The organism is Pseudoalteromonas luteoviolacea (assembly GCF_018100925.1).
GTDB classification, from domain to species: domain Bacteria; phylum Pseudomonadota; class Gammaproteobacteria; order Enterobacterales; family Alteromonadaceae; genus Pseudoalteromonas; species Pseudoalteromonas obscura.
Genome location: NZ_JAGJEH010000003.1, coordinates 333,271 through 345,416 on the forward strand (window position 1 = coordinate 333,271; position 12,146 = coordinate 345,416).

General features: G+C 41.8%; 12 protein-coding genes. 6 read left to right on the top strand and 6 right to left on the bottom strand.

Features of this window, described 5'->3' with window-relative positions; all coding sequences use genetic code 11:
- Positions 1-8: 8 nt before the first annotated feature.
- The 3 genes from ileS to murJ form a co-directional block, all read right to left on the bottom strand.
- The gene (gene ileS, locus J8M00_RS07525) at positions 9-2,837 is read right to left on the bottom strand and encodes an isoleucine--tRNA ligase (RefSeq protein ID WP_211009685.1); all 2,829 of its coding nucleotides are present in this window, start codon (positions 2,835-2,837) and stop codon (positions 9-11) included.
- A gap of 24 nt (positions 2,838-2,861) precedes the next feature.
- Positions 2,862-3,788, bottom strand: coding sequence for a bifunctional riboflavin kinase/FAD synthetase (ribF, locus tag J8M00_RS07530; RefSeq protein ID WP_023398593.1), 927 nt, complete (start codon positions 3,786-3,788; stop codon positions 2,862-2,864).
- A gap of 92 nt (positions 3,789-3,880) precedes the next feature.
- A complete protein-coding gene (murJ, locus tag J8M00_RS07535; RefSeq protein WP_348772549.1) occupies positions 3,881-5,458 on the bottom strand; it encodes a murein biosynthesis integral membrane protein MurJ in 1,578 nt (525 codons plus the stop codon).
- 410 nt (positions 5,459-5,868) lie between these two features.
- On the opposite strand from murJ, the gene rpsT reads away from it, so the two are divergent.
- Positions 5,869-6,129, top strand: coding sequence for a 30S ribosomal protein S20 (gene rpsT, locus J8M00_RS07540; protein WP_010382487.1), 261 nt, complete (start codon positions 5,869-5,871; stop codon positions 6,127-6,129).
- A gap of 76 nt (positions 6,130-6,205) precedes the next feature.
- Here rpsT and J8M00_RS07545 read toward each other — a convergent pair whose 3' ends face one another.
- On the bottom strand, positions 6,206-6,589 hold the full coding sequence (locus J8M00_RS07545) for a response regulator (RefSeq protein WP_023396984.1): 384 nt from the start codon (positions 6,587-6,589) through the stop codon (positions 6,206-6,208).
- Between the two features lie 92 nt (positions 6,590-6,681).
- Here J8M00_RS07545 and J8M00_RS07550 point away from each other — a divergent pair, with 92 nt between their 5' ends.
- The 3 genes from J8M00_RS07550 (at position 6,682) to smrA (ending at position 8,282) form a co-directional block, all read left to right on the top strand.
- Complete coding sequence (locus J8M00_RS07550) at positions 6,682-7,143, top strand: hypothetical protein (RefSeq protein ID WP_211009686.1); 462 nt, start codon at positions 6,682-6,684, stop codon at positions 7,141-7,143.
- Between the two features lie 102 nt (positions 7,144-7,245).
- A complete protein-coding gene (locus J8M00_RS28220) occupies positions 7,246-7,485 on the top strand; it encodes a hypothetical protein (protein WP_247687276.1) in 240 nt (79 codons plus the stop codon).
- 215 nt (positions 7,486-7,700) lie between these two features.
- Positions 7,701-8,282 (top strand): DNA endonuclease SmrA, encoded by a 582-nt coding sequence (gene smrA, locus J8M00_RS07555; RefSeq protein ID WP_211009687.1) that lies wholly within the window; start codon positions 7,701-7,703, stop codon positions 8,280-8,282.
- A 46-nt stretch (positions 8,283-8,328) separates the two neighbouring features.
- Here smrA and J8M00_RS28430 read toward each other — a convergent pair whose 3' ends face one another.
- Together J8M00_RS28430 and J8M00_RS07560 are read right to left on the bottom strand one after the other, a co-directional pair.
- Entirely contained in the window at positions 8,329-8,463 is a 135-nt protein-coding gene (locus J8M00_RS28430) for a hypothetical protein (RefSeq protein ID WP_282099767.1), read from the bottom strand.
- Between the two features lie 223 nt (positions 8,464-8,686).
- A complete protein-coding gene (locus tag J8M00_RS07560) occupies positions 8,687-9,607 on the bottom strand; it encodes a 2-hydroxyacid dehydrogenase (RefSeq protein WP_211009688.1) in 921 nt (306 codons plus the stop codon).
- Positions 9,608-9,768: 161 nt separating this feature from the next.
- Here J8M00_RS07560 and J8M00_RS07565 point away from each other — a divergent pair, with 161 nt between their 5' ends.
- Positions 9,769-11,493, top strand: a complete 1,725-nt coding sequence (locus J8M00_RS07565; RefSeq protein ID WP_211009689.1) for a GNAT family N-acyltransferase — start codon at positions 9,769-9,771, stop codon at positions 11,491-11,493.
- Positions 11,494-11,631: 138 nt separating this feature from the next.
- Positions 11,632-12,117, top strand: a complete 486-nt coding sequence (locus J8M00_RS07570) for a TlpA family protein disulfide reductase (RefSeq protein WP_211009690.1) — start codon at positions 11,632-11,634, stop codon at positions 12,115-12,117.
- The last annotated feature ends 29 nt before the right edge of the window (positions 12,118-12,146 follow it).

Below are 12,146 nucleotides of genomic sequence, written 5' to 3' on the forward strand. Positions count from 1 at the left end.
TGCAACTCCTATGCAAACTTGCGTTGTTCGCCTTCACCTTCAACATTGGTAATACAACGGCCACACAGCTCTGGGTGTGCTTCATTTGTACCGACATCTTCGCTGTGATGCCAGCAGCGATCACATTTGGCCGCATCAGTCGCTGCGACTTTGATAAATAACCCATCTACCTCAGAAGCAACAGAGTCCTCAGGCTGAGTTGATACAACCTCAACATGTGCTTTTGACGTCAACAATACAAAACGCAGTTCATCTTCTAAACCTTGAAGCTTCTCTGCCAGCTCACCACCCGTATAAAGTGTTACTTCAGCCTGTAATGTTGCACCAATCACTTCTTCTTTACGAGCGCTTTCTAATACTCGGTTCACTTCATCACGAACAGTTAACAGTTCCTGCCAGAAGTCATTACCTAGCTGACCACAAGTTGCACCTTGAATGTTTTCATACCAAACATCTGTAAAGACAAATTCACCACGCTGCCCTGGTAACGCTTCCCAAAGTTCCTGTGCTGTAAAGCTTAGAATTGGCGCCATCCAGCGCGTCATTGCTTCTGCAATATGGTACAGCGCAGTTTGGCATGAGCGACGTGCGTGACTGTCACTCTTCGCTGTGTACTGTCTATCTTTGATAACGTCTAGGTAGAATGAGCCTAGCTCACCTGTACAGAAATTCATTAATTTCTGTGTTACAACCAGCATTTGATAATTATCGTATGCGTCTACGATTTCTTTTTGTAGCTCAGCTGCCTGAGCGACAATCCAGCGATCAAGTTCCACCATATCTTCAATGGCTACCGAATCGGTTTCTGGGTTAAAACCACTTAAGTTCGACAATAAATAGCGGCTAGTATTACGGATACGGCGGTAGCGATCTGCTGAACGCTTAAAAATCTCGTCAGATACAGTCATTTCCGCAGTGTAATCTGTAGAAGCTACCCATAAGCGTAGAATGTCTGCACCTAACTTATTCATGATATCTTGCGGTGAGATAACATTGCCCAAAGACTTTGACATCTTGCGGCCGTTTTCATCTACCGTGAAACCATGTGTTAGCACTTGCTTGTATGGCGCATGACCATTGATCGCAACTGAAGTCATCATAGACGACATAAACCAGCCGCGGTGTTGATCCGAACCTTCAAGGTATAAATCTGCAGGGCCAGTTAAGTCTTCACGCGCATCGACAACACAAGCATGGGTTACACCTGAGTCAAACCAAACATCCAGCGTGTCTTGCACTTTTACATATTGCTTTGCATCAGCCTCATTTAATAAGGTACTTGTCTCCAAGTCATACCAAGCCTGAATACCCGCTTCGTCAACTAAATCAGCAACTTTCTCGATGAGCGATTCAGTATCTGGATGAAGTGCACCCGTATCTTTATCTACAAATAGTGCAATTGGTACGCCCCAAGTACGTTGACGCGAAATACACCAATCAGGACGCCCCTCTACCATGTTTGCAATACGGTTTTCGCCCCATGCTGGGATCCACTGAGTTTGCTCAATTTCTTTCATCGAGTTTTTGCGCAAGTCAGCCTGATCCATGCTGACGAACCACTGAGGTGTCGCACGGAAAATAATTGGAGTTTTGTGTCTCCAACAATGCGGGTAGCTATGCGTTAATGCATGGTGATGCATTAACATGCCTTTTTCTGTCAGTAACTCAATGACATTGGCATTTGCTTTGAATACATGTTGGCCGGCAAAAATAGGCGTATCTGGCAGATATACACCGTTTGCACCCACAGGGTTAGCAACTTCTAGATTGTATGCCTGTCCTGCCACAAAGTCTTCTTGACCGTGGCCCGGCGCGGTGTGCACGATACCTGTACCTGAGTCTGTTGTTACGTGATCACCTAAAATAACTGGTACATTAAAATCATAGAATGGGTGTGCCACTTCAAGGTTTTCTAGCACATCACCCTTACAGTAACCCAATACGTGATATTGCTTAAATCCAAAGCGGTCAACTGCGTCTTTAACTAGCTCTGAACCTAATACTAAACGCTGCTCTTTACCTTCGTCTTCAATTTGTACTAGTGCATATTCTAAACCGCCATGTACCGCGACTGCTCTGTTTGCAGGTAAAGTCCATGGCGTCGTTGTCCAGATTACAGTACTGATATCACCTTTGCCTTCATGACCTTCATTGAGTGAAAATGCCTTTTCTACAGCACTGATATCAGAGAACACAAAACGCACATCGATAGCTGGAGACTGCTTGTCTTGATATTCAACTTCTGCTTCTGCAAGTGCAGAGCCACAGTCAGTACACCAATGAACAGGCTTTGCGCCTTTGTGCAAGTGGCCATTTTTAATAATACGACCCAAAACACGAATCGCATTGGCTTCGAAATCGAAATTCATGGTTAGATAAGGCTTGTCCCAATCACCAAACACACCTAAACGTTTAAAGTCCGCCTTTTGACCATCAACTTGTTTACGTGCGTATTCACGACACTTCTCTCTAAATTCAGCCACTGACACTTTTTTGCCAGGCTTCCCTACTTTTTTTTCTACCATTAGTTCAATTGGTAGACCATGACAATCCCAACCAGGCACATAAGGCGCGTCAAAATCTGACAGCGTCTTTGACTTAATGATGATGTCTTTTAAAATTTTATTTACAGAATGGCCTAAATGAATATTACCATTTGCATAAGGAGGTCCATCGTGAAGTATAAATGGCTTTTTACCTTTTTTCGCAATGCGTATTTGACCGTAAAGGTCTTGTTCATACCATTTTTTTAGCATTTTGGGTTCACGTTGTGCCAAATTGCCACGCATCGGAAATGAAGTTTCCGGTAAATTTAAAGTATGTTTGTAATCGCTCATTTAACTTACTACCCGCTCGGCTACCTAAATTTTAGAAAATACTGCTCTTGCTGCATCGACATCTGCCGAGATTTGCTTTGTCAGATGCATCAGTGACTCAAATTTTTGCTCATTGCGGAGCTTATGAATTAGCTCCACTTTGATAAATTGACCGTAAATGTCCCGGTCAAAATCAAACAGATGTACTTCAAGTAAAGCACGTTTACCATTTAAAGTTGGTTTCGTACCCACATTAGCAACACCGTTGTAAATCTTATCTTTAATGTAGACGTTGACGGCAAATACCCCTTGAACTGGGCTAACCTGCCTTTTTAACGCTACATTGGCGGTTCGAAAACCAAGCTCGCGCCCTTTTTTCCAACCGTGAATAACTCGTCCAGAGATAGCGTAAGTATGACCTAACATTTCATGTGCTTTATGTAGATCGCCTTGTGCCAGTGCTGTACGAATAAGTGTACTGCTCACTCGACTATTTTGTTGCCTAAAACTCTGAGTATCTTTGACATGCACGCCTAGCTCTTGGCCTATCGTAGACAGCATTGCAAAGTCGCCTTTTCTGGCTTTGCCAAAACGAAAGTCATCACCAACCGTCAGTGCTTTCACACCTAACCGTTGATCAAGTACTTCTCGAACGAAGTATTCCGCTTCTAAGTTTGAAAACTTATCATTGAAACTTACGCATATGACCCTTTCAATGCCGTTTTCTGCTAACAGTGCAAGCTTGTCACGCAGCCGTGTCAAACGGGCTGGCGCTTTATTTTTGACAAAAAATTCTTGAGGTTGAGGCTCAAACAACATCACAGTGCTGGGTAAGTTGTATTTTTTAGCGTCGGCTTTGAGCCCCTTTAGTACTTCAGTGTGGCCCAAATGAACACCATCAAAGTTCCCTATAGTCAATACACATCCATAATGGTGTGGTCGAATATTATGGATACCCCTGATTAATTGCATACAACGCGTGCCTTTGCTCGAGTCTTCAAAAAGCCCGATTATACCCAAGTTAGTTAGAAATGCGAGCCATGAAACCCCTCATTCGCGCCGATTTATTCTTCTACAGCCCGGATCTCCTTGATAGTTGAGAGCCTGACCCCAAAAACAAACAACACCAAGAAGTACATAAACATTGCGCATACCAATAAGAAGCCTAACACCCATAGCTGTGTGAAAAGACCCTCATCTCGCCAAATCAGCTGTTGTGACAGCCAATATACCGTACCGACCATTGCCAACGTCGCTAGAACAGACTTGGCGGCGAAAAATAGAGTAAATCTAGATACCGAGTATACCCCCTCCCTTTTTAGCGCATGGTAAAGTAAAAAAGCATTACACGTTGCAGACAAAGAAGTCGCCAGCGCAAGGCCGAGATACCCAATAAAAGGCGCTAAGGCTAAATTAAATACCATGTTTAAAACCATCGCTTTGATTCCTATCTTAACGGGCGTTTTAGTATCTTGTCGGGCGTAAAACCCAGGAGCCAACACCTTAATAAGCATAAAGCTCACTAACCCCACACTATATGCAGCAACACCTGCGCTCACCGCTGCGATGTTATCAACGTCACTATTTTTAAATTCTCCGTGGCCAAATAAAACCGAGATGATCAAAGGACTGATCACCATCAGCCCCCCCATCGCGGGGATCCCGAGTAACAAAACAAAGCGTACTCCCCAATCCATAGTGTGTTGAAAGTTTTCAGCTTTATCTGTTGCATGTAATTTAGATAAAGTGGGCAATATGACCGTCGCGATGGCGATGCCAAACAAACCTAAGGGGAACTCAATTAAGCGGTCTGAGTAGTAAAGCCATGCTATTGAACCTGTCATCAGAGCTGCCGCGATAATAGTATCTAGCAATAAGTTAATCTGACTGACTGATACACCAAAAATAGCTGGTAGCATTAATTTACGTACTTTGACAATATGAGGCGCACGCCATGCAAATTTTGGCTTAGAAAGCACACCCAACTTCCCCATAAATGGAATTTGAAATGCCAGTTGGATAACACCACCAATAAACACTCCAATAGCGAGTGCATAGGCCCCTTGTTCAAATTGCTCATGAAGGAATACGGCGCTGCTGATTATACTGAGATTTAACAATACCGGTGTAAACGCCGCCACTGAAAATCGATTGTAGACGTTGAGCACTGCGCCACATAACGCCACCAAAGAAATGAAAAATAAATAAGGAATTGTCAGTTTGAGTAGGGCACTGGCCAGTACAAATTTAGCGGCATTTTCTCCACCTTGCCACCAGTCAACGAACCAAGTTGCACCAAACAACGCGGCGATAACTGGAGAGAAAATAACACCCAGCAAGGTCACCCCTAGTAAAATTGTGCCTAAGGTACCTGCTGCCTGTGCAACAAAAATCCGGACTTCATCATCTCCGTGCTTTTCTTTAATTTCAGACAGCACAGGAACAAATGCTTGCGCAAAAGCGCCCTCAGCAAACAACCTTCTAAAAAAATTTGGGATCCGGTTTGCAAACAAGAATACATCCGCAGCAAGCCCTGCACCGAGTAAATTAGCTACCACAGCATCGCGCACTAGTCCTAAAATTCGAGACAACATTGTCATGGCACTTACTATCATGCCCGACTTAAATAACCCTTTTGCCACTAAACCCATCCTACCTATAAACAGTCTGCGGCAAGTATGCCACAGACCACATCGAACAATAACCGTAAATCCTGTTCCATTGATGAGAAATAACAAGCGACATTAAAGCTAGGCTTGGGTTCTGTGTTTTGCTACAATGCGCGCATTAATCATTAGCTCACTTAGCTTTTGATTCGTAGTCTGTTGTTACTATAGCCGAGGGCCAAAGGTTTAGGAGATGGTTAACAGACGGTATAAGGGCTGCACACTATTAAGTCTAAATTAGTTTGTAGACGTCAATGTATGTGTGTGAGCCGCACTGAAATACTTAGGCCGGGCAGGTTATTTTTTATTGACATTGGATCATAAAACAGGCATAGTCCTCGGCCTTTAAACTAAGCTTATTTTTAAAAGATTGTTAGGAGCATACCTTGGCTAACATCAAGTCTGCAAAAAAACGCGCTATCACTAGCGAAAAGCGTCGTCAGCACAACGCAAGCCGTCGTTCAATGATGCGTACATACTTCAAAAAAGTTATCGCTGCTATTGAAGCTGGTGATAAAGAAGCTGCACAGCAAGCATTTGCTGTTGCAACTCCAATCCTAGACCGCTACGCAACTAAAGGTCTAATCCACAAAAACAAAGCTGCTCGTCATAAGAGCCGCCTAGCTGCTAAAATCAAAGCGCTATAATCTGTGGAAATGGATATAAAAAAACCGACGTAAGTCGGTTTTTTTATGCCTGTTTATCTAAGATTGGTTACGCTGACTAAGCAATTTCCAGTTTTGGATAAAACTTTTTCAACATAGCGGCAATCTTTTTCGGTGAGAAAGGTTTTACGACAAACCCTTTAGCCCCGCGCTCAATGGCATCTTTGACATTATCAACCGTTGAATGGGCAGAGACCATAACGACATTTATGTCTGGGTTAATCTGAGCTAGCTCAGCTATTAGTTCTTTTCCATCTCCATCTGGTAATTCAATATCCAAAAAGACAATATCGAAATGTCGCTCTTCACAAGCAGCAATACACTGCTTAGCAGTTGACGCTTCTTTGACATTGTCAATTCCCAAATGCATCAATGTCTGATGCAAAAAGCTTCTTACAGTTCCTACATCATCAACAATGAGAATAGAGATTTGTTGTTCCATATCCTTTCCCGTGGGCTAGTAATTAGAAATGCGCTATCATCTATAGCATAGAACTATTATAGAGTCCTGCAACCAAAAGGCTACACCTAAGCATGGCAATTAATCCAAAAAAACAATCACTATTGAATAAAAGCGACTTTCAAAAGCAACAAGCCGACAAAAATAAAAAGCGTCGTCTCTCAGCCCAGCAAATAAAAAGACAACAACAACTCGAACAACAACATAGACTCCAACAACAGCAAGTTGACCCTCCTAAAAAAGGGCTTACAAAGCTGATTATTATTGGCGTGTTCGCGCTCACCGCTATTTTATTTCCCAAGCCTCAACTCATCACTTACAAGAAGTTAAGTATGGTCACTCAAAGCGTTTACTGGCCAGGATTACCAGGCGTAAAGCCCATTTTATTTGACTCTATTTTACAACCTATTCCGGCGCTGGATCGCAACACACTTTATTTGTGTCAAGATGTGTCAAAGCCCGACACTTGCCAAAAATATTCAATTATCGAAACTCAGGGATTCATTGCTGCTCTGAAACACCTCATAATCAATTAGAAAAACTAATCCGAACAACGTAAAATTACTCGTTTGAGATGACTAAAAAAGCGGCGCATAATGGCGCCCCTTTTTAATCATATATGGAGTTAATTTAAGATCATGGCTAACGAGTTTGACTGGTTACTAAATAGTTTATTACTAGTACTGGGATTTGGAGCTCTTTTTATTAATCATAAAACACTGCTTCGCACCGCGGCTGTTATGGCCTGTAGCTTATTATTCGTGTTATTTAGTCTAGATCTTATGGATACTTCAGTGATTTCTAATCTTGGCTTGATACTGATCAACTCATTTTATTTGTTCAAAGTATTTACACTTGAGCACTACGATACAAATTGATAGCCAAATTCTGAAGCGCTCAACGCTTCAGAAATTTTTCATTAATAATATCTATTGAATAAAAATTAATAACTATTCATTTTTGCATTCTATAAAGCGCTTATTTACTACTTTCACATGCCAATCGGGCAAACAAATATTCATTGCCTCAAGGCTATCCAAGAAATCTTTGATAAGCTAGAATCGGGAAAAATGTCCCTTATTGGAGGATTGTCATGGCCATGACAGATGAAGAGTTATTTTTAGCTTCCATGGGCGATGTTGTACCGCTGGCACAAGACAATCGCGCACAACTAGAGAAACAAAAAAGCCAACCAACAGAGGCACAACTCGCTAGGCGGGAAGCTGCTCAAAAAGAATTAGACTTTGATCCTAACTTTCTCTCTACTGAATATGTTGATCTGCTAGACCCCCACGATCAACTTGGTTATAAAAAAGACGGCGTTCAGGAAGGTGTATATAAAAATTTGAGGCTCGGTAAATACCAAATAGATGCAACACTTGACCTGCATGGCAAATCATTCGTTGAAGCTCGACAGGCGCTATTTGAATTCGTAGTAGATTGTCAGAAAAGAAATATCCGAGTTTTGCTGATCCGCCACGGTATTGGGCTTAAAAGCAAACCATTTCCCGCTATCTTAAAAAGCTATTGTAATAAATGGTTGCAAGAAATACCCTGTGTGCTGGCATTTCATTCGGCTCTAACTTGCCATGGTGGCAGTGGTTCAACATACACACTGCTAAAGAAAAGCGAAGAGAAAAAGTTAGAAAACAGAGAGATACACGCCAAAAGGTAAATAATATAAATGGGGCTGCTACAGCCCCATCTTAATTTAACGATTCTTATCTTTGCTGAAGAGAATACGTACAGGGTTGCGATTCAGCCGCCTGTGCCTGATTAAACCAAGCCGACACGCCTAACGCGAGTACTGAAATAACGACAAAAGAAAGTTTCACACCACCTTGCCCGTTTTTCATTGTCTTTTCCTGTTTTATTATTGTTTTTTTTCTAACATACTGAATATAAATAGATGTCTCAATATGTTTTTATATACAGTAATTATGTAAATTAGAATAACTCTTAATTACATTTACTTACAAATCATGTAGTTAATTTTTATCTCTATTAAATTATTCATTAATTACCGTCACTTGAGATAAATTCAGTCAGAACTCGAAAGGTCCACACCACATATGCCAGTTAGTACCCAACACTTGTATTCACTGTATTTTTAATCGGTTTTCTTTCTAAACAGGCATTTATATTATCGGTAATTTGTGCAACAACCGTATCCAAGTTGGTAACCGCTGCAACATGCGGAGTCACTGTCACTTTTGGATGTGACCAAAACGCATGATCTTTAGGCAAAGGCTCAGTTGCAAACACGTCCAGTACAGCATGGCCAAGCTCACCGCTATCCAATGCTTCGATAAGATCATGCTCATTTAAGTGCTGCCCTCTGGCAACGTTAATCAGCAAGCAGTCACTTGACACCATACTGAACAACGTGCGATTTAATATGCCTGCCGTTGCCTCCGTCAAAGGCAATAAACACACTAAGTAATCCAGCTGAGATAGGAAATCGCTCAGCTGCTCTTCACCGTGAAAACACCTAATATTATCTATTTGTTTTGCTGTCCGAGACCATCCTCTGACATTTAACCCATTTACCGACAAACGTTTCGCCACTACCGCGCCCAGTTCACCCATTCCCAGTATACCCGCAGTCTTACCTTGTCTCGCTCTTCGGGGCTTCCAAAATGATGTTGATTGATTTGAACAGTACTCCTGAGACCTAAGTTTGTAGGCGAGAATATTTGAAAGCACATACTCAGCCATATCCTGGCTCAATTGCTTATCAACTATCCTCGCGACTTCAACTCCGGAAGGTAGTTTATCGACTGGGATCCCATCTACCCCAGCCCCAAATGACTGTACCACTTTCAAATTTGGTAACTGTTGCCATAACTCTTCAGGCGCTTTCCAAACAAGTACAAATTCGATATCGGCCAAATTATCACAATGCGGCCACTGGTATATATCAACATTTGGTAAAGCTCCCTTAAGCTTTGCCATCAACTTGTCATTGTTTCGACCCGTAATACAGACTAGTACAGACATTTCTTCTCCCTTCATTACGCTTGTTGCAAGACACACACAGTATACCTGCCACTGGTAAATTGTTGATAGAGCAATATCACCATAAAACTGACATACCCTTGCAACATGGCTGTCACACTTGCTTTTTAATCTGCTATAAACACAGCCGTAGAGAAATATTTATGATCAGCGTCGATAAAGTGATCGAAGCAAACCTGCCTCAGTTGGAGAACTCACCTAAAGTAAAAGGGTTGGTAAAAAAAGGCCTAGGTTACTTGTTGCATGAACAGGAATTTGTTGCATTTGCCGACACTTACCCACATTTAGAAGGATTGGAGTTTGTTGAGCAAGTACTGGAGGAGTTAGACTTTGACGCACGCTTCAAACCCAAACAAATTGAACATATTCCGAGTGAGGGTAGCGTCGTTATCGTCGCAAATCACCCAATTGGATCATTGGACGCACTGGCGCTAATAAAAGTACTGGCAAAAGCAAGACCAGATCTAAAGGTTGTCGCCAACCGCATGCTAATGTCAATTACTCCAATGCACTCTTTGCTATTGCCCGTTGACAACTTATCTAATGCCAGTCGCAAACAAGAGCTCGCGAATATTCAAAAACATTTAAAAGCAGAAGGCGCGCTGTTAATTTTTCCAGCCGGAGAAGTATCCCGCCTTAGCCCCACTGGAATAAAAGATTGTAAATGGAATACAGGCTTTTTACGTATGGCGAAAAAAGCCAACTGTCCAATTTTGCCAATTTACATCAAGGCTAAAAATAGCCCCCTCTTTTATGGCACCTCTATGATCTACAAACCATTAGCGAGTCTTTTATTAGTTAAGGAAATGTTTAAACAACGGCAAAAGTCACTAGAGTTTGAGATTGGTGCCAGTATCCCTCCAGAGTCATATCGCCTAGATAATTTAAAAGACAAAGAGATCGTTGCACTTATACGCAAACAGCTTTACAGGCTAAACAGCAAAAAAACATTGCCGTTAAAAACGCAAACCCCCATCGCTGTACCTGAATGCAAAAAAGAGCTAAAAAAAGCCATTGAACAATGCGAGCGCCTAGGCGAAACATCAGATGGAATGCAAATTTACCTCTATCAATATGCTGGGAGCTCTCCGATATTTAGAGAACTTGGCAGATTGAGAGAAATTGCTTTTAGAGCCGTTGGTGAAGGCAGCGGAAAAAGGCGAGACACCGACAAATATGACATGTACTATCAACAGCTTGTGCTATGGGACGCCACACAACTAGAGTTAGTTGGCGCGTACCGCTTAGCCAGTGCACAACAGGTCATCAAACAACATGGTCCTAGTGGGTTATATACCAGTAGCTTATTCTCGTATAATGATGCTATGACCCCTTATTTTGAACAAGGTTTGGAACTAGGCAGAAGTTTTGTACAGCCTAAATACTGGGGCCGTAAGAGCTTGGATTACCTCTGGTATGGCATCGGTGCTTTTATTAAGCGATACCCTGAACACAGGTACTTGTTTGGCCCAGTCAGTTTATCCAACACCTTGCCAGATAAAGCAAAAGCCATGCTGGTATATCATTATCAACATTACTTTTCAGATCTCGATAATCTAGCCCAACCCAACAATGAGTTTAAGCTGTCCCAGTCACAACTTGATACATGCAAAAGCCTGTTTTGTGGTGATGATATAAAAGAAGACTTTGCAGAGCTAAAACATATTTTGGCAAATATGGGTGCGCAAGTGCCAACACTGTTTAAACAATATACTGAATTGTGCGAACAAAGTGGTGTTAACTTCTTAAGTTTCAGTACCGACCCTGATTTCAATAACTGTATTGATGGCCTTGTATTAGTTGACCTTACTAAGTTAAAAGCAAATAAAGCCAAACGTTATCTCGGTGAAAACATTTATCAATCGTGAGTATCATAACGATTGACGCCTTTGCTATACAACCAGGCAATGAAGTTGTATGAATTAATAAATCCCTTGCAACCTTGTTGCAATTTTTTATACTGGCGCTCGGTCTCCATATTTAACAACGTAGATTAAGCGCCAATAATGATTAAGTCCCTCTTTAATATTATTATTTTTGTAGTCGTACTCGCCGCAGCCTTGGCATATCAAGAATTAGGGATGCTAGAAGACGATGGGAAACAGTCCGCGCCCTACTTTTCTTTGCCAACATTGGCAGATCCCTCAGAGCGATACAATATCAGCGCGCTGCAAGGTGAGCGTTCGGTAATTTACTTTTTCGCCCCGTGGTGCAACATATGCCGCTATAGCATGCCCAATATAGATAAATTGCACCGCCAAGGTAAAGTTAATGCTGTTGCCATTGCTCTAGATTTCCAAAGTACGGAAGAAATCACCAAGTTTAGCCAAGACTTAAACCTGTCTATGCCAATCTTGTTAGGCAATCAAAAAACAGCACAGGATTACAAAGTTAAAGCCTATCCAACTTATTATGTTATGGATCCAAAACTGAAAATAATTGAACGCTCAATTGGCTATTCTAGTGAGCTTGGAATACGCTTACGCTTGTAAGAAAGTGTATCTACTTAGTACACTTTCTT